The sequence below is a fragment of the Mesorhizobium sp. M8A.F.Ca.ET.218.01.1.1 genome (assembly GCF_004791165.1).
Lineage (GTDB): Bacteria > Pseudomonadota > Alphaproteobacteria > Rhizobiales > Rhizobiaceae > Mesorhizobium.
Genome location: NZ_SRUZ01000004.1, coordinates 229,174 through 245,370, shown reverse-complemented (window position 1 = coordinate 245,370; position 16,197 = coordinate 229,174). Strand labels below are relative to the sequence as shown.

At 64.0% G+C, this 16,197-nt stretch carries 27 protein-coding genes and 1 tRNA gene; 12 read left to right on the top strand and 16 right to left on the bottom strand.

The window, feature by feature from the left end:
• Positions 1-6: 6 nt before the first annotated feature.
• Genes EN861_RS35480 through EN861_RS17180 form a run of 12 tightly spaced genes read right to left on the bottom strand, consistent with a single transcriptional unit; the run spans position 7 to position 6,649 of the window.
• Entirely contained in the window at positions 7-1,266 is a 1,260-nt protein-coding gene (locus EN861_RS35480; RefSeq protein WP_135928192.1) for a hypothetical protein, read from the bottom strand.
• Positions 1,226-1,810: a Gp49 family protein gene (locus EN861_RS17225; RefSeq protein ID WP_135864534.1), complete on the bottom strand. Its 585-nt coding sequence runs from the start codon at positions 1,808-1,810 to the stop codon at positions 1,226-1,228. Before EN861_RS17225 ends, EN861_RS35480 begins: the two co-directional genes overlap by 41 nt.
• The gene (locus tag EN861_RS17220) at positions 1,810-2,967 is read right to left on the bottom strand and encodes a toprim domain-containing protein (RefSeq protein ID WP_135864532.1); all 1,158 of its coding nucleotides are present in this window, start codon (positions 2,965-2,967) and stop codon (positions 1,810-1,812) included. Before EN861_RS17220 ends, EN861_RS17225 begins: the two co-directional genes overlap by 1 nt.
• Positions 2,964-3,647 (bottom strand): DNA cytosine methyltransferase, encoded by a 684-nt coding sequence (locus EN861_RS17215; RefSeq protein ID WP_135864530.1) that lies wholly within the window; start codon positions 3,645-3,647, stop codon positions 2,964-2,966. Before EN861_RS17215 ends, EN861_RS17220 begins: the two co-directional genes overlap by 4 nt.
• On the bottom strand, positions 3,644-3,823 hold the full coding sequence (locus EN861_RS17210; protein ID WP_135864528.1) for a hypothetical protein: 180 nt from the start codon (positions 3,821-3,823) through the stop codon (positions 3,644-3,646). Before EN861_RS17210 ends, EN861_RS17215 begins: the two co-directional genes overlap by 4 nt.
• Positions 3,820-4,650 (bottom strand): hypothetical protein, encoded by an 831-nt coding sequence (locus EN861_RS17205; protein WP_189343659.1) that lies wholly within the window; start codon positions 4,648-4,650, stop codon positions 3,820-3,822. Before EN861_RS17205 ends, EN861_RS17210 begins: the two co-directional genes overlap by 4 nt.
• On the bottom strand, positions 4,647-5,087 hold the full coding sequence (locus tag EN861_RS17200; RefSeq protein WP_135864526.1) for a hypothetical protein: 441 nt from the start codon (positions 5,085-5,087) through the stop codon (positions 4,647-4,649). The genes EN861_RS17205 and EN861_RS17200 overlap by 4 nt, the downstream gene beginning before the upstream one ends.
• The gene (locus tag EN861_RS36310) at positions 5,087-5,350 is read right to left on the bottom strand and encodes a DUF2312 domain-containing protein (protein WP_245512044.1); all 264 of its coding nucleotides are present in this window, start codon (positions 5,348-5,350) and stop codon (positions 5,087-5,089) included. Before EN861_RS36310 ends, EN861_RS17200 begins: the two co-directional genes overlap by 1 nt.
• Positions 5,347-5,874 (bottom strand): hypothetical protein, encoded by a 528-nt coding sequence (locus EN861_RS36305; RefSeq protein WP_245464491.1) that lies wholly within the window; start codon positions 5,872-5,874, stop codon positions 5,347-5,349. The genes EN861_RS36310 and EN861_RS36305 overlap by 4 nt, the downstream gene beginning before the upstream one ends.
• Positions 5,807-6,184 carry a hypothetical protein gene (locus tag EN861_RS17190; protein ID WP_135864525.1) on the bottom strand — a complete coding sequence of 126 codons (378 nt, stop codon included), beginning with the start codon at positions 6,182-6,184 and terminating at the stop codon, positions 5,807-5,809. The genes EN861_RS36305 and EN861_RS17190 overlap by 68 nt, the downstream gene beginning before the upstream one ends.
• The gene (locus EN861_RS17185; RefSeq protein ID WP_135864523.1) at positions 6,184-6,429 is read right to left on the bottom strand and encodes a hypothetical protein; all 246 of its coding nucleotides are present in this window, start codon (positions 6,427-6,429) and stop codon (positions 6,184-6,186) included. Before EN861_RS17185 ends, EN861_RS17190 begins: the two co-directional genes overlap by 1 nt.
• Positions 6,422-6,649: a hypothetical protein gene (locus EN861_RS17180; protein WP_135864521.1), complete on the bottom strand. Its 228-nt coding sequence runs from the start codon at positions 6,647-6,649 to the stop codon at positions 6,422-6,424. The genes EN861_RS17185 and EN861_RS17180 overlap by 8 nt, the downstream gene beginning before the upstream one ends.
• 109 nt (positions 6,650-6,758) lie before the next feature.
• Here EN861_RS17180 and EN861_RS17175 point away from each other — a divergent pair, with 109 nt between their 5' ends.
• The 10 genes from EN861_RS17175 (at position 6,759) to EN861_RS17140 (ending at position 11,155) form a co-directional block, all read left to right on the top strand.
• Entirely contained in the window at positions 6,759-7,373 is a 615-nt protein-coding gene (locus tag EN861_RS17175) for a hypothetical protein (RefSeq protein WP_135864519.1), read from the top strand.
• 232 nt (positions 7,374-7,605) lie between these two features.
• Positions 7,606-7,890, top strand: a complete 285-nt coding sequence (locus EN861_RS17170) for a hypothetical protein (protein ID WP_135864517.1) — start codon at positions 7,606-7,608, stop codon at positions 7,888-7,890.
• Positions 7,887-8,168: a hypothetical protein gene (locus tag EN861_RS17165; RefSeq protein ID WP_135864515.1), complete on the top strand. Its 282-nt coding sequence runs from the start codon at positions 7,887-7,889 to the stop codon at positions 8,166-8,168. Before EN861_RS17170 ends, EN861_RS17165 begins: the two co-directional genes overlap by 4 nt.
• The gene (locus EN861_RS35475; RefSeq protein WP_189343658.1) at positions 8,165-8,308 is read left to right on the top strand and encodes a hypothetical protein; all 144 of its coding nucleotides are present in this window, start codon (positions 8,165-8,167) and stop codon (positions 8,306-8,308) included. The genes EN861_RS17165 and EN861_RS35475 overlap by 4 nt, the downstream gene beginning before the upstream one ends.
• Before the next feature lie 170 nt (positions 8,309-8,478).
• Positions 8,479-8,685: a hypothetical protein gene (locus EN861_RS17160; protein WP_135864513.1), complete on the top strand. Its 207-nt coding sequence runs from the start codon at positions 8,479-8,481 to the stop codon at positions 8,683-8,685.
• Positions 8,686-8,743: 58 nt separating this feature from the next.
• Positions 8,744-10,102 (top strand): hypothetical protein, encoded by a 1,359-nt coding sequence (locus tag EN861_RS17155; RefSeq protein WP_135864511.1) that lies wholly within the window; start codon positions 8,744-8,746, stop codon positions 10,100-10,102.
• Positions 10,099-10,344 carry a hypothetical protein gene (locus tag EN861_RS17150; protein WP_135864509.1) on the top strand — a complete coding sequence of 82 codons (246 nt, stop codon included), beginning with the start codon at positions 10,099-10,101 and terminating at the stop codon, positions 10,342-10,344. Before EN861_RS17155 ends, EN861_RS17150 begins: the two co-directional genes overlap by 4 nt.
• Positions 10,341-10,649 (top strand): hypothetical protein, encoded by a 309-nt coding sequence (locus tag EN861_RS17145; RefSeq protein ID WP_135864507.1) that lies wholly within the window; start codon positions 10,341-10,343, stop codon positions 10,647-10,649. Before EN861_RS17150 ends, EN861_RS17145 begins: the two co-directional genes overlap by 4 nt.
• On the top strand, positions 10,646-10,813 hold the full coding sequence (locus tag EN861_RS35470; RefSeq protein ID WP_189343657.1) for a hypothetical protein: 168 nt from the start codon (positions 10,646-10,648) through the stop codon (positions 10,811-10,813). Before EN861_RS17145 ends, EN861_RS35470 begins: the two co-directional genes overlap by 4 nt.
• 57 nt (positions 10,814-10,870) lie before the next feature.
• On the top strand, positions 10,871-11,155 hold the full coding sequence (locus EN861_RS17140) for a hypothetical protein (RefSeq protein ID WP_135864505.1): 285 nt from the start codon (positions 10,871-10,873) through the stop codon (positions 11,153-11,155).
• Here EN861_RS17140 and EN861_RS17135 read toward each other — a convergent pair.
• Positions 11,121-11,324 (bottom strand): Arc family DNA-binding protein, encoded by a 204-nt coding sequence (locus EN861_RS17135; protein ID WP_135864503.1) that lies wholly within the window; start codon positions 11,322-11,324, stop codon positions 11,121-11,123. The genes EN861_RS17140 and EN861_RS17135 overlap by 35 nt on opposite strands.
• Before the next feature lie 389 nt (positions 11,325-11,713).
• Here EN861_RS17135 and EN861_RS35465 point away from each other — a divergent pair, with 389 nt between their 5' ends.
• Positions 11,714-11,875 carry a hypothetical protein gene (locus tag EN861_RS35465; protein ID WP_189343656.1) on the top strand — a complete coding sequence of 54 codons (162 nt, stop codon included), beginning with the start codon at positions 11,714-11,716 and terminating at the stop codon, positions 11,873-11,875.
• Between the two features lie 119 nt (positions 11,876-11,994).
• Here the strand turns inward: EN861_RS35465 and EN861_RS17130 are convergent.
• Positions 11,995-12,070, bottom strand: a tRNA-Lys gene (locus tag EN861_RS17130).
• Positions 12,071-12,328: 258 nt separating this feature from the next.
• Between EN861_RS17130 and EN861_RS17125 the strand changes: the two genes are divergently transcribed.
• Positions 12,329-12,796 carry a BA14K family protein gene (locus EN861_RS17125; RefSeq protein WP_135864501.1) on the top strand — a complete coding sequence of 156 codons (468 nt, stop codon included), beginning with the start codon at positions 12,329-12,331 and terminating at the stop codon, positions 12,794-12,796.
• Positions 12,797-12,868: 72 nt separating this feature from the next.
• Here EN861_RS17125 and glpK read toward each other — a convergent pair whose 3' ends face one another.
• On the bottom strand, positions 12,869-14,359 hold the full coding sequence (gene glpK, locus EN861_RS17120; RefSeq protein WP_135864499.1) for a glycerol kinase GlpK: 1,491 nt from the start codon (positions 14,357-14,359) through the stop codon (positions 12,869-12,871).
• 92 nt (positions 14,360-14,451) lie between these two features.
• The gene (locus tag EN861_RS17115; protein WP_127278378.1) at positions 14,452-16,179 is read right to left on the bottom strand and encodes an ABC transporter substrate-binding protein; all 1,728 of its coding nucleotides are present in this window, start codon (positions 16,177-16,179) and stop codon (positions 14,452-14,454) included.
• Positions 16,180-16,197 lie beyond the last annotated feature (18 nt).

Genomic DNA, 16,197 nt, shown 5'->3' with positions numbered 1-16,197 from the left:
GCAGACCTAGCGCGGGGAAAAGCCCGTCGGCGCAAAACCAGCATCCTGCGGTTTGTAGGACTGCTCGCCGGGCCAGCCACCGGCGGCCTTGGCCGCTGCCTCGGCGTCAAGCGCATACTGTTCGTCCATTGCCGTTTCGGCCTCGAAGCGGTGCGCGCCCAGGCAAGCGGCATGGAACAGCGACAGCACGAATTCATCCGCCCGGTTCGGCACCGTGCGCGGATAACGCTTGACCAGCGTCAGCTGGTTGAGCATGGCCAGCACCGGCGCGTCGGGATTGGCGCGCACGAAAGCGGCCATGATGGCGGCTTCGTCCCGGTCGAACAACTGGCCGGGTTCGACGCCGCCGGCAAACTCTCGCGCAGCACGGGCGCAACGCCGCGCCAGTAGCTCGGTCCGCAATGTGCCGTCGAGGGTGAGTGCCGCGTCGGAAGCGCCAGCTTCCTGCATTGCCGTATAGCCTTCCTCGAAAGCCTTGGTCGGCGACCACGACGAAAAGCCGTCGCTGTACAGGACATAATACCCAGTGTCGGTATCGTCGCCGCCGTATCGCGCGTACCAGCCCGCAGACACTTCGAACGGCGCATAGCGCTTGTCTTCCGGCGTCAACAGCACTTGGCCGGTATCGTTGTTGCGCTCGATGTCGGTCAGCTTGAGAGCGCGGACCTGCTTGTGAGACTGGTAGAGCGGCGCGACGGTTTCGCCGCCAGCGCCCGCATCCGCTCCCTGTCCTGCTCCGTCATCGGCGGCATCTTGATCACCGCCAGCGTCCGAAACAGCCGGCTCACCGCCGCCTGCTTGCCCGTCAGATAGACTGGCCCCTTGTGTGGCGGCTGCTTCTGCACCTTCAACAGCCTGTTGCGTCGCTCCGCCATCATTCTTTTCCTTCAACGCCTTGTTGATCTCGCCGGCTTCATCGAACCTGTGTTTGACGGCATCGTTGATCGAGCCGAGCGCGGGGTCCCATGCTTCCGTTGCGGCCGCGCCAGCCGTGCCAGCAGCTGCAGCCGCATCTTGTTCGCCGGCCACTCCAGCAGCCGTTCCAGCGCTTGCCGCCTCGCCCGCTTCCGGAGCCCCTGTATCGCCTTGATTTTCAGCGGCGGTATCCACAGCCATGCGAGTCTGTGCACCGGCTCGATTTTCGTCTGCGGCGCCAGAAACGGCTTGGTTTGGGGAACGCTGATTGGATGCATTGCGGTTCTTTCCCTTGTTGCGTGCCATGATTTCAATCCTCCTCGTTTGCTTGTTCGTCGAAACCGTCGTCACCCTGTTCAAGGGCGGTTTCAGCAGCTTTGTCGAACGCGCGATGGATAAGCGTTGTGCCGTCCTCTTCTTCGTCGTTGAGGCGGCGAACAATTGATCTGGCCGCTTCGCCCACATCGCTGACGACGAACTCATCCGACCAGGCGGGGTTTGCTTCGATAATCTTGGGAAGATTAGCGATGTTCACTCCGACGCGGATTTGATCACCTGCGATGTAGGCTTCGCCATCGTGGTGGCTTGGTTCGGACAGCTGCTCGCGCAGCAGGTAGCCTTCCAGCGGCCACATCTGGCGAATGCAGTCCTCGCGGGCGAATTTTCGGCCCAGCTCCTGGTTAAAATTGGCCGGGTCGGCCGGCGCGCTCTTGCCGACCAGCACGAAGCCATTGGTCAGCTTCATCACGCAAATGGTCAGCTCTGGTGCGATATCGGGATGAAAATATTGCACGTGTTCGACCTTGGCTTCCATCGCTGCCAGCGTCACCCGCCGATCGGTCTTGGCAACGGCGGCAGCGGCCGCGTCGCCAGCTTCCAGGCTTCCGGTAGTCATCACTCTTCTCCTTTGGCCAGGTCGTTGAAATCGTCGCCGACGTGGCTGGCTTCCACGACGACGCGCTTGCCGTGGCTTTCCAGCCCGGCCAGTGCCTGTTCGAACTGCTTTTGCGCCTGGGGATTGCCGGCGTTGTTGTCGCGGGCGAACAGCACCCAGGAGACGCAAGGCAAATCCACCGGCGCCTTGCCGACGCCGGCGAGCGAACCGGCCGCCCATATCCGCGCCGGCACGCCGGCGGCCGCAAAGCTCTGCGCCGTCTCGCGGCCCTCGGCGATGATCAGCGGGTGCGGTTCATCCGTCATCCAGAACGGCTTGCCGCTCGGGCCGGTGGCGATCTCGATCACTGAACCAAGCGCCTCGCCATACATCAGCTTGGCCGGCTCCACCGGCGCTTTCGCCGGCCGGTTCGGGTCGAGGAAGGTGAAGTGGCAGCACGTCACGATGCCCATGCGGTTGCGCATCGCAGACAGAATGGCGGGATAGAGCGGCCCGCGCTCGGCCTTGTATTGGCGCCCGCCGCTGTCGCGCTTCCAGCTGGCGCCCTTCCACCATTCCACCGCCGGCGCCACGCGCGTCGAATAGGCCGTGAACGTCTCGATGTCTTCCAGCGCGCAGTTTCGGGCGGCGAAATAGGCCAGCGCATGCGTCTCGGCTGTGGTGTTCTCACCGATCTTGTGGACGCCGAACGGGATCTGGCACGGGCCGATATCCTTCTCGCCCTGGCGGGCGTTGAACAGCCGGTCGGCATTGAGCAGCTTTTCCTCGCGCCGGCGGGCATCGTCGCGCTCGCGCGTCTGCGCCTTCTGCGCCGCCACCTTGCGCATGTTCTCGCGGTCGGCGCGGGTCATGGTGCGCAGCCCGAGGAAGTCGCGCCCCCACACCATGGCGCCCGATGTGTCGGTCGCCAGGATGTAGGCCACCAGGCGCAGCGCATCGCCCGAATCGCCGCTGCGCCAATCCTTCCAGGCGCCCACCACGCCGCCGCGCAGCCGCACTTTCAAGGCCGGCACGCGCCCGGCGCGATGGTCCCCGGTCACCGGGTTGAAACTCACCCACTGGCCGGCCTCGACCTTGCCATGCGGCAGAAGCTTGGCGCACACCTCTTCCATGCGGTCGATCAGCCCGGCCTTGATCACGTCGAGGTCGCCGGTCATGCCGCCATCCGCTGGCCGCAACCCTGCCGAATGGCCTCGCGGGCGATGAACTCGCTGTAGGCCGGCGGGATGGCCTCGCCGACTTCATGCGCCGTCATCGGCCGCGTGATGCCCATCGCCTCGCAGGCTTCCCACGCCGGCACGCGGCCGGGCTTGCCGGCCCGCTTGCGTGGGTAGAAATGGCTCTTGCAGGAAAGCGACGTGGTGATGGTGATGGCCTCGCCGCTCTTCCACACCGATCGCGGCAAGCCCGGCGCGCCGGGATTGAGGCAGAGGAACGAGAGTTCGAACACGCGTTTGCGCTCGATGCGGGTCAGGCCGACAGACGGGCCGGTCAGGATCAGATCGCGCCGCAGCGGCGCGCCCATCACGTTTTCGATGCAGGTGAAGGGGTGCCCCTTCAGCTTCTGGCGGATCGGGTCGACAAGGTCGGGATAGTCGTCGGGGTTGAACTTTTCGCCCTGCGATTTGGTCGCCACGCTGTAGCGCTGGCAAGGCGGCGAGGCCCAGATGAAATCGAATTCGGAAAGGTCGATGTCGAGTGTCACGGCATCGGCCTCAATGAACTTGTGCGGATAGTTCGGGCGCCGCTTGATATCGACGCCGGTTACATCGAAGCCGGCGGCAACAAGCCCGTCGGATGCCCCCCCCGCGCAGCAGAACAGGTCAAGAGCTTTCACGGCTGCGCCTCCCGCGTTTCCATTAGTCGCTGGAGAAGTTCGCCTTTGGCTTGCTCATATTCGAGCCGCGCGCGCTGCAGCTGCTCGCCCGTCCCTTGGTCCGCCTGATACCCCCACGCCTGGGCGGCTTCATCGAATGCGGAGAACAGCTGAAAGACGCTCGGCCTGTCGTTCACAACATCGCCCCCAGCTCACGCGCGATATCGCCCATACTGGCCGGGTGGCGCTCGCGTTCCATTTCGGCGCGGACCTGCGCCAGCGTCAGCACCGGTTCGCGATACGGCTTCGGCTTCTTCAGCGCCTCGATCGCGCGCATCACGGCATGGTTTTTCGGCAGGTCCCAGCAGCCGCCGAAATTCAGCCAGTCGTCGGGCCGGCTCTGCGCCACCCGGCTTTTCGGGATCCACATGAAGGCCGGGTCGGTCACGCGCGGGCTGGGCTTGTGCCACACCAGCCAGGCATAGGCGGTTGCGCTCTTGCCGTTCACCACCCAGCGGCCGCGATGCATCGGCACGCGCTCGCTATACTGCGCGATCAGGTTCGGCGGCCGCCGCTTGAACAGTTTTTCGTGCCGCCCCTCGCCTTCGAGGAAAGCCGTGCGCACCAGGGCGGCCACGCCGCGCGTCGCCAGCTCCAGCCCGTGCAGCACGAACTCGATGCCGAGATTGAACGGCGGATTGAAGAAAAACCAGTCGCGCGGCGCCTGGGCATGGTCGGGATGCAGGAAATCGGTCACCCCGCCAAAGCCATAGTCAAAGATGTCGGTCGCCGTCACCACCGGGAAATTCTCGCGCAGCACCATGGCCATGTGCCCCTGGCCACAGCACGGGTCGGCCGCCATCATCGGGAATTTGTCCGTCGCCGGGTCGCGCAGCTCGAAGCGCGGCAGCACATGGGCGCAAAACGCCCGCGTCGCCCAAGGCGGCGTCGGGAAGAAATCCAGACTGTCCGCCGGCTCGACCCGCCGCGCCATGACAGCCGTCGAGCTGGTGCGGGCGTTCACTGGCTGGCCTCACGGGCCGCATCGCCGCCTGCCGGCGGCTGGCCCTCCGGTTGGGCGGCCTGGCCGGCCGACGCCCGGTCGGGCTTGCGGCCTTCGGCCGGGGCGATCCAAACATCAATGTTCCAAGCGCGCGTATTGTCTATCGTTCGCCCGCCAGTTTCGTCATTGAGTGTGTCGTGAAGAATATGCGAAATAACGACATCGCACGCCCCGGCAACGCGTGCAGTATCCGCAACCAAACCCACATCATCGAAGTCATCGTGCCAGACATAGGCAGCGATCGAATAAAGGCTGGTACCGTCGTCGTGTGACAGCACATAGTCGCCGGCGGCGACCTCACCTATGCAACCGGGCTTTGGGCAATGACCGCCGCTGAACAACACGGCCAGCGCGTCGAAAACTATCCCGAATGTCGCACTTGTTTCTGCCGCGCCCATCACAGCATCCCCAGCGCGGCCATGTAGAGGTCGAGAATGCCTTCCTCTTCCTGCCGCTGCGACGGGTCCATGGCGCGCAGGCGGATCAGGGTCTTGATAGCCTTGGTGTCGAAACCGCTGCCGCGCGCCTCGGCGAAAATCTCCTTCTTGTCGTCGCCGATCGCCTTGGCTTCCTCGTTCAGCCGCTCGATCCGCTCGATGATGGCGCGCAGCTGGCCGGCGGCGACGGTCTGCGTGGTGTCGGTGATGTCGCCTGTGGTCACGCGAAAACCTCCTCGATGTGGTTCAAAAGCTTGTCGAGCTGCTTGTCGTGGTCGCGCTCGTCTTCCAGCGCCTGCACGGCGGTGGAGACTGCGGCGCGGGTCACGCCGGCGGCGCGGCCGACATCGGCTTGCGCGAAGCCCAGCAGGCGCGTCGCCAGCCAGAAGGCCAGCCGCCGCACCTCGGCCGCTTCCAGCCATTGCGGGTCGCTGGTCGCCTTGCGCGCCGGGTCGCTGGCCAGCACCACCTTCGGGTTCCTGTTCAGCTCGCGCGCGGCATAGGCCAGGCACATTTTGTAGGCGCCATGCGTCGTCGCCGGGCCGGGCTCGCCGGCAAAGGCCATCTTGCCCCGGCCGAGCGCCGCATTGAGCTTGGCCAGCGTCTCGGGGCGCATTTCCGTGGTGCCCTTCATGGCGCGAAACCACGCGGTCACCCCGATGCCGGCCTGCTGGCAGAGATCAGCTATCGGGATCTTCTTCACCGCCCGCCTCTTGTTGATCGTCCAGATGTCCAGCGTCTCCGCCATCGAATGCCTCTTGCTGGCGTTGAAGAGCCCCCGCCGCGATCGAGACGCGGAACAACATGGCGACGGAGGCGGAAAGGATGCGCGCGAGCCCGGGCGTGGTCTTGGCCCGCTGGTCGCCCGACAGGATCAGCTCGGCCAGGCGCGCGGCCTCGGCCAGGTTGAATTCGATCTCGGTGTTGACGATGCGGTCGCCGTCGCGCATGGCGCACACGCCGACCGTGGCATTGTCTTCCATCAGGCCGACCACGCGCCGTGCCCCCACCGGAAGCTCCCGGTTCGGCACGTCGACGAACACGGCCATGGCGCGCATCAGCTTTGCCCGAAACGCGGACGATGCTGCGCGGCGCGGGCCAGATCGGCCGCCGTGATCGCGTTGCGTCCGGCGCCGGCCAGCACCAGCGGCGAGGCGCTGGACGACAGCTGATAATGACTAGCCGTCAGCTTCTGGCGCGCCGTCGGCGCCGGCATGTCGGCGAAGGATTGCGCAAGCACCTGGTCACGCACCAGCTGCGCGGCCATCGCACGACGCCGCGCGATCTCCCGTGGATCATCCATTGCCTTGTACCTCTTCGTTGAGTGCGCTTTTCCGCTCGACCACCAGCGCATCGAGCGCGACATGCAGCCGCTTCAGTGTGCGTTCGGTCGCGCCGTGCTTGCCCGGCCGGTTCTTCAGCCGCGAATAGGTCATGAAGTGAACGTTGGCCCGCTGGCACAGTTCGTTCTGATCGATACGAGCAGCCGCCCGACGCGTTTCGATGTCCGAAAATTCCAACACCGCGAATCACCTTGCCGTTAACTTGCTCATCGTGATAAGCGAATATGCTGATTATGCAAGGCGTGTGTGCGTGCGTGTTGTAGCGAGTTCCCCAACTATTGTGCGCGGCATGAGCCAGCAGCACGACACGAAGGCATGGATCGAGGCGGTCGCCCGATACATGAACCTGTCGTTGTCGGAGCTGTCGCTGAATTCGGGCATGGCGGCGTCGACCGTCACCCGCTACATGAACGACAAGTCCGGACGACTTACGGTTACCGACCGCACGCTTGACGCGATCGCCACCTATTCCGGCATCCCCAAGAACGTGATGCCCGGCCAACGCCGGCTTCCCGGCTTCGGCGAAAGCGAGACGCTACCCCACGACATGGAGCGCGACGAACCGCTCCCCTCATGGGTGGCCACCGCGATCGCCGCGCACAAGGGCAACCGAAATGGCGTTGATGCCTGGGTCATGAAGGGCTGGGCGCTTGATCTGCTTGGCATTCTGCCGGGCGATATCGTCTTGATCGACCAGAACCGCCGGCCAAAGGCTGGCGATATCGTGCTTGCCCAGCTCACCGACCTGGTGACACAGCGCACCGAAACGGTAATGCGGCGCTATGAGGCGCCATTCATCACCACCCATTCTTCCAAGCTCGGCCCGTCTCGGCCCGAGCAGGTAGACGACGACCGCGTCGTCATCATGGGCGTTGAAGTCGGCGTCATCCGTCCCCGCCATTAGCACTTAACAAAAGCCATGGCCTTTCGCAGTTGACGAAAGCCATGGCCTTTCGCGAGTCGCGCACTTTACAAAAGCCATGGCTTTTCGCGAATCGGGCAATTGACAAAAGCCATGGCTTTTTATGCGGCATCGCTGGACGCCGATAAGCGCATGTAAGCGCGCTTCAACATTCCATATTGCAAGATAAGCGAATTTGCTTATTGTAGGCAGCGACTCAAGCGGGACGCCTGCCATGCTCTCCAACGAAACAGCCGGCCTCGAAGAGGTTGCCGCCGCGCTCGGCCGCAAGCCGTCCTGGCTGAAGCGCCGCTGGCTGCGGCTGCACCTCGAGCAGGGTTTCCCGCGCAAGATCTCGACCGGCGATGTCTGGCCGCGTCGGGCGGTTGAAGTGTGGCTGCGTTCGGGCGGGGTCGTCGCACCCCAGCCGCTGCCCGCGAACCAGAACGAGGGCGCAGCCGATCTGGTGGCGAACGCCGCCGCCGCGCTGCGCGCCCGCTACAATGGAGTGAACACATGACGGCCCCAATGGCGGCACTTGCCGCCAACACGCAGATCGACCCGGCCACGCTGTCATCGCAGCAGCGCCGCGCCGTCAACCTGATCAAGACCACCCGGCTTTACCGCCGGCCGAACGGCTACGGCCGCCCGCCGGCCTCTGTCAGCCTCGACATCGTGCGCTCGCTGCAGGGCCTCGGCCTCGTGCGCCTCGACAATGCCAGCTGCCCGGTGCTGACCGGCTCGGGCCTCAACCTCCATGGCGTCATCGAACAGCGCGCGGGAAGGAAGCGGACATGATGACCACCGAACAAGCCTATTGGGCGATGATCGGCCTTGGCGCGCTGTGCGCGGTCGGCCTCGCCGGCGTCTTCCTGCTGGTCGGCTACCTCCTGCCGCGCCCCAAGCGCTTCGGCTTCGATGTCCGTGACGATCACTGAACCCCGCCGGCCGCTTCCCCCCAGCGGCCGGCCAAGCCCGGCGGGATTGTTCCCTCCCCATGCGTACCCGCCGGGCCTGAATTCACGAACCGCCCCTTCCTGTCGGTCGAGGGCGCAACCTGCCGGGCGGCCGTGAATGGCGCCCGGCGTATTTTTTTCAGGAGAGCAGTATGAAATCGGGAACGCGGATCGCATTGCACAGGCTGGACCTTTGCCCGGTTTGCCTGGTTGGATTTTCGGCCGGTGACAGCTGCGCCACGGACATCGAGCTAGGCACCTGCCATGCCGCCTGCCTGGAGGGCGCGCCCGTGGTCTATCTCGACACAGGCGAGCCGAGCGACGGTCCGGTGACGACGTTCCCTTACGAGCCGGACTGAAGCCGCCTTTGACAAACCCGCCGGCGCGATTCACCCTCGCGCGTGTAGGAGCCACACCATGCCCAAGTTCACATCGCATCCCCACGTCGCATGGCGCGATGGCCGGCCGCGCTTTTCGCCAGGGCCGCAGCTGCGCGCCGCCGGCCACCAGGCCAATGACTTGCGCCACGCGGACGGCCGTTGGTTCAGCCGCGGCGAGGCCGTGGATTGGTCCGATGCCTTCTGCAAGACGTTGGCGGCCGCCCGCAAGGCCGAGCAGGAGAAGCCGAAGACGGCAACCGCGATCGCAGCACCCCGCTACGGCAGGCCGGCGCTGTTCACGGTCGGCCAGATGTTCGAGGACTGGTATCGCTCGCCAAAGTTCAAGCTGCCGCATGATGCCGAACTGCGCCGGCGCCAGGTGGCGGCGCGCATCGTCTATGCGCCGAAGTCGATCGTGGATTTCAAGCAGAAGGCACGCGTCATCGAGAACGACCACCCGGACCTGTGGGCCTCGCCGGTCGACGCGCTGGAGCAGGCCATCGTCTTCGGCGTCTATGAAGAGCTGGTCGCGTCGCGCGGCCTCGCCACGGCGCGCGGCACGATCGCCACGCTGTCGGTGGCGCTGGGCTGGGCCAAGCGGCGCGGCAAGACGAAATTCCGCATGAACGGCGGCGTCAACCCGGCGCAGGATCTCGGCATGGCGACGCCGCCGCCGCGCGTGCGCTTCGGCACCCGCACCGAGATCGAGACGCTTGTGGCCGTTGCCGACCATGTCGGCTGGCACGAGGTCGGCGACATGACGCTGCTTGGCGTCTGGACCGGCCAGCGCCAGGGCGACCGGCTGGCGCTGGAGGATCGCGGCCTGTTGAACAAGCGCCGCGTGTTCCGCCAGGCCAAGACCGGCGCCGTCGTCGCCATCCGCGAGGCGCCCGAGCTGGAAAAGCGGCTTGCCGCCTCGAAACTGCGCCGCGCCGCCGCGCGCGCCGAAGCCCTGCTGGGCGCCGAGACGCCGGAGGAACGCGCCGCGATCGAGCGCCGCTTTGCCCGCATCATCCTCAACGAGCTGGTCGACAAGCGTTTTGAGAAATGCCTGTGGCAGACCTATCAGGGCCAGGTCTACAGCCACCGCTTCGCCGAGGTGCGCGACATGGCCGTGCGCGGTATCCGCGCGGAGAACGGCGTCGACTGGCTGATCAAGCCTTGCCCGACGCTCAAGGATTTCATCGAGCCGGACCTGCGCGACACCGCCGTGACCTGGCTGGCGCTGGCCGGCGCCACCGTGCCCGAAATCTGCTCGATCACCGGGCACAGCTTCGACAGCGCCACGCGCATCCTGAAACACTATCTGGCGCGGCACCCAGAAATGGCCGACGAGGCGATCCGCAAGATGATCGCTTGGCACGAAGCCGACGGCGAAACGGAGATTGGGCTGTGAAAATCGATGTTCCGCTTTGGCAGGTGATGCCGTCAGCCGATCGCAAATCCTTTGTGCTGGCGCGACGCCTAGACGACAGTCATCCGGCTGGGCGACACATTGAGCAGATCGACCAGAGCTTTTCGACGGAAGGCGCCGCCAAGGTGGTTGCTGCGACACTCAACACCGAGATGGTTGAGTCCTATCGCCGTACGATCGCGCAGGCGCGCCGCGACATCGGCGAAACGGAGATTGGACTATGAGCGAGGAACCGCGCCTAGAACACCGGATGAATCGCGCTATGTCGGTCGCCAATACCGTGTGGAGGGAGATCCGCGACTTCATCCCTCACAACTGCCAGCATGAAGCTTTTGACCGCATGTTGAACGTGTTTCATCAGCATGGGGTGGAGATCATCACCGATCGCGACCGCCGGGACATGGGCTTGCCGCCGCGCGGACCTGATGGCTGGACAGCCGAGGAAATCTTCGTGCTCGAGCAGCTGCGGCTCGATGCCATGATGAACGTCATCGTTCCCATGTCGTCATCGGTGAAAATCAGCAAATGAAAATCCCCGCTGGCGCCGAGACGGTCGAAATGGTCGACGGTCGCGTCTACTATTCCACCGATGGCTGGCACACCGTCTACCTCTGGAAGGACGGCAAGGCCCGCAAGCTGCCGAAGAAGCAGGCCGACCTTGCCCGCTTCCTCGCCATCAGCCAGGGGAGCTAGCCGGAATATTTTCCTTGCCCGCTTGACGCCATCGCCGCGCGGAACGAAATCGGAACGATGGATCCGCTCTTCGATGCCGTGCCCGGCAAGGCCTATTATGCGATCAGCTTTCGCGACATCCCGCCGGCCTACATTCTCGGCGGCCGCTGCCTGGTCTGCGGCCATGTCGGCCCGGTCGATCGCCACCGCATCGAGCGGCGCTGGGGCGGCGGCGAGCAGCTGCGCTTTGTCGGCCAGCGGCATCTGCGCTGCATGCCTTGCGGCAACACCGTGCGCAACCACTTCACTGTCGTCGGCTGCTATCTCGCTACGGCTTTTCCAGCAGCGCCGCCAACTGGTTGACCAGCGCCAGCGCCTGGGCGCGGTCGGGTCCGTCAAGCTCGAAGGACGTCGCCAGGCGAGCCAGCAATTCGCCGTTCTGGCTGCGGCCGTTTTCAGCGGCGGCGATCTTCAGCCGCTTCATCAGCGCGGCCGGAATGCGGGCATGCAAGGTGATGGTCTGTTCGGGCATTGCCCGCTCTTATGGCGCAATCCTTAACAGCGAGAAATGCGGCCACGCATGGGCCGGATGGCCCACATGTGGGCCTGCTTATCCCCGCTAATCACATGGCGCAACACCCGGTAACACTTAGGTGATTGATACAACCGGTTATGTCGTTACCCTATGGGCAACCCGCCACAGAAGCGGGCCGGGCAAGACCAGCGGCGGGGTCATGCGGCTTCCTGTGAGGGACGGGAAGGAGCGGCAAATATTTCGCAAGGAGGTTTTAAGTTCGGTTCCCCCAACCAGCCAGCGCCGGCCGTCAGAGAGGCCGGCGTGCGCCAACATCACGGGAAGCCAGTGCAGTGCATAGACATCAAGAAGATGCGGTCAACCGTATCGACCAGCAGCTAGCGGAGATGAGAGACCTACTAAACGCCCTCATCTTCATTTCCGAAAACGTCGAGGACCACCAGCACGAGCTGTTGCGCCACTCGGCGGTGACGCTCTGCTACACCGCCCTGGACAAGATCAGGGACGCGGATCGAGACGTCACCCGAATCCTGCGCCACGCGGCATAGGAACGATAGCGGAACAGCCGTGCGAGAAAAATATCTCGCACGGCCGTTTTTTTCTCGCACGGTTCCGGCTCTGTTCTATCAGCCAAAATGCCAAGTGCTTGATGTTCCACGTGAAACTGTGGTGAGCGCGTCGGGGTTCGAACCCGAGACCTACTGATTAAAAGTCAGTTGCTCTACCGGCTGAGCTACGCGCTCCCGCGGGCTCGAAAAGGCCGCCCCCGAAATTGCGCGGAACATAGGGAGAGTGCCGCGACCGGTCAACCGGAAAAGATGGGTTCCAAACCCGCTCTTTGCCCTAAGTCGCTGCCCCTTGCTTTTGTTCCCCGGGCTGAGGTGAGCAGCCCGGCGGATTTGGTTTCGGTCGGGCAGCGGCTGCCAACACGGCGGAACAAATCCGACGCACCATCGTTTTTCGCCAAAGGGACGTACGCCAAACCCCCGAGGAGAAGACCAATGAATAGAATCACAACGGGCCTGCTTGCCGCCACGCTTTCCGCCACATTCGTCGCGGCGGAGGTGGTTCCGGTCAACGCCCAGCCCGCCTACGTGCCTTTGTCCCAGGCGGCAACGCCGGAGGTGCAGACAGTGCAATATCGGGAGTGGAGGAGAAACCGCTCCTTCGACCGCAATTTCTCGCGCAATCGCAGCTTCAGTCGCAACGGTGACATGTATTGGAATGGTCATCGCGGCTATCGGGAATATCACCCCGGCTACCGCCGTCATGGCGATTACTGGTTCCCGCTCGCTGCCTTCGCGACTGGCGCCCTGATCACCGGCGCGATCGTCAACGAGAACAACCGCGTCTATGAAGGCAATGCCCATGTGCAGTGGTGCTACAATCATTATCGGAGCTACCGCGCTTCGGACAACTCTTTCCAGCCGAACAATGGCCCTCGTCGGGAGTGCCGTTCGCCTTACTGATCCCCAAAGTGAGTATGAGTGGCCTGAAAGTGTGAGCTCCAGGCCCGCGTCGGAAACGGCGCGGGCCTTCCTTTATGCGCTCAGTGTCCTGCGCACTGCATCACGCCAGCCTGCTAGTTTCGCAGCACGATTGGATGCGTCCATATCAGGCTTGAACCGTCGCTCGAGCGCCCAGCTTTTCGCGAACTCCTGCGCCGCGGGCCACACGCCCGCCTTCGAGCCGGCGAGCCAGGCCGCCCCCAGCGCGGTCGTCTCCAGGATTGTCGGCCGATCGACCGGCGCGTCGAGGATGTCGGCGAGGCGCTGCATGGTCCAGTCCGACGCCACCATGCCGCCATCGACCCTGAGCACGGTCTTTGCCTTGGCGCCCTTCCAATCCTTGTGCATGGCATCGAGCAGGTCGCGGGTCTGGTAAGCGACTGATTCCAAAGCCGCTCGGGCGAACTCGGCAGGACCGGAATTTCGGGTCAGCCCGAAGATGGCGCCGCGTGCCTCGGCGTCCCAATGCGGCGCGCCAAGCCCGACAAAAGCAGGAACCAGATAGACGTTCTGCGTCGGATCGGCCTCGGCAGCCAGTTTGCCGCTCTGCTCGGCCTTGCCGATCACCTTGATGCCGTCCCGCAGCCATTGCACCGCGGCACCCGCAATGAAAATCGAGCCTTCCAGCGCATAGGTGGTCTTGCCGTTCAACCGGTAGGCAATGGTCGTCAACAGCCGGTTCTTCGAGCGCACCAGATCGCTGCCGGTGTTGAGCAGCGCAAAACAGCCGGTGCCGTAGGTGGATTTCATCATACCCGGCTCGAAGCAGGCCTGCCCGATGGTTGCGGCATGCTGGTCGCCGGCAACGCCGAGGATTCTTATCTCGGCGCCAAACAGATTTTTCTCTGTGATTCCATAATCATCAGAACAATCCTTGACCTCCGGCAGCATCGCGGCCGGGATGCGCAGGATGGAAAGCAGTTCCTCATCCCAGGCATTCTTCTCGATATTGTAGACAAGCGTGCGTGAGGCGTTGGTGGCGTCGGTGGCATGAACCTTGCCGCCGGTCAGCCGCCAGATCAAAAAACTGTCGATGGTACCCGCCAGCAATTCGCCTCTCCCGGCGCGCCGCCTTGCCCCTTTCACCTTGTCCAGCATCCAGGCGATCTTGGTGCCCGAGAAATAGGGGTCGAGCAGCAGCCCTGTCTTGCGGGTGAATTTCTTCTCGAGCCCCTGCTTCTTGAGCTTCTGGCACAGCGGTGCGGTGCGCCGATCCTGCCACACGATGGCGTTGTGGACCGGTTTGCCCGTCGCCCTGTCCCAGACGACGACGGTCTCGCGCTGGTTGGTGATGCCGATGGCCACGACATCAGCAGCCGTACGGCCGGCCTTTTTCAGTGCGGCCTTCACGGTGGTCACGACGCTTGCCCAGATTTCTTCCGGGTCGTGCTCGACCCAGCCCGACGCCGGATAATGCTGGCTGAATTCGTTCTGGCCGGTGCCCGCGACCTTCATCCGGTCATCGAACAGTATCGCCCGGGTCGATGTCGTGCCCTGGTCGATCGCCAGCACAAAACCACTCATTCCGAAGTCCTCCGCCTCGACACAAACAGGGGAGACGGCAACGCGCCGCCTCCCCCAATTTCACACGGGCGCGAACGCCCGCATGGACAGTCTCACTTCTGCCAGCTCTTCACCAGTTCGTCGTAGTTGATGGTGATCGGCTTTTCCTTCTCGTTCTCGATCTTCAACTGAGGCGCGAGATTGCCCTTCTTGACCGCGTCGGCATTCCAGTAGGCGAGGTCATGCTCTTCGGCCATCTTCGGGCCGATATCGCCCTGAACGCCCGACTTCTCGATGCGGCTCATGACCTTTTCCTGCTCGCCGCAGAGCGAGTCCATCGCTTCCTGCGCCGTCTTGGCGCCGGACGAGGCATCGCCGATCGCCTGCCACCAGAGCTGTGCCAGCTTCGGATAGTCAGGCACGTTGGTGCCGGTCGGCGACCACTGGACACGGGCCGGCGAGCGGTAGAACTCGATCAGGCCGCCGAGCTTCGGCGCGCGTTCGGTGAAGCTCTTGTCGTGGATCGTGCTCTCGCGGATGAAGGTCAGGCCGACATGGCTTTTCTTCACGTCCACGGTCTTCGAGGTGACGAACTGCGCGTAGAGCCATGCGGCCTTGGCGCGGTCGGTCGGCGTCGACTTCATCAGCGTCCAGGAACCGACGTCCTGATAGCCGAGCTTCATGCCGTCCTTCCAGTAGACGCCGTGCGGCGACGGGGCCATGCGCCACTTCGGCGTGCCGTCGTCATTCAGCACCGCCTTGGCGCCGGCGTCGACCATCGAAGCGGTGAAGGCGGTGTACCAGAAGATCTGCTGCGCGACCGCGCCCTGCGCCGGCACAGGGCCGGATTCCGAGAAGGTCATGCCTTGCGCTTCGGCCGGCGCGTAGGCCTTCAGCCAGTCGAGGTACTTCTGGATCGAGTAGACGGCCGCCGGTCCATTCGTGTCGCCGCCCCGCGCCGTGCAGGAGCCGACAGGACGCGAATTCTCGTCGACCTTGATGCCCCATTCGTCGACGGGCAGGCCGTTCGGCAGGCCCTTGTCGCCATTGCCGGCCATCGACAGCCAGGCATCGGTGAACCGCCAGCCGAGCGACGGATCCTTTTTGCCATAGTCCATGTGGCCATAGACCTTCTTGCCGTCGATCTCGCGGCCGGTGAAGAATTCGGCGATGTCCTCATAGGCCGACCAGTTGACCGGCACGCCGAGGTCGTAGCCGTATTTGGCCTTGAAGTCGGCCTTGTTCTTCTCGTCGTTGAACCAGTCGTAACGGAACCAGTAGAGGTTGGCGAACTGCTGGTCGGGCAGCTGGTAGAGCTTCTTGTCGGGAGCGGTGGTGAAGGAGGTGCCGATGAAATCCTTCAGGTCGAGGTTGGGATTGGTGACATCCTTGCCCTCGCCCGCCATCCAGTCGGTCAGGTTACGCACCTGCTGGTAGCGCCAGTGGGTGCCGATCAGGTCGGAATCGTTGACCCAGCCGTCATAGAGGTTCTGGCCGGTCTGCATCTGGGTCTGGATCTTCTCGACAACGTCGCCTTCCTGGATGACGTCGTGCGTGATCTTGATACCGGTGATGGCGGTAAAGGCCGGCGCCAGCACCTGCGATTCATACTGGTGGGTGGCGATGGTTTCCGACACCACCTTGATGTCCATGCCGGCGAAAGGCTTCGCGGCATCGATGAACCACTGCATCTCGGCTTCCTGGTCGGCGCGCGAGAGCGTCGACAGCGGGCCGATCTCCTTGTCCAGGAACGCTTTCGCCTCGTCCATCCCGGCATAGGCGTTGCCTGCCCCGAGCAACAGGACAATGGCGGTCGTTGATGTTAAAAATTGACGTCGCATTAGTTTCCTCCACAGTTT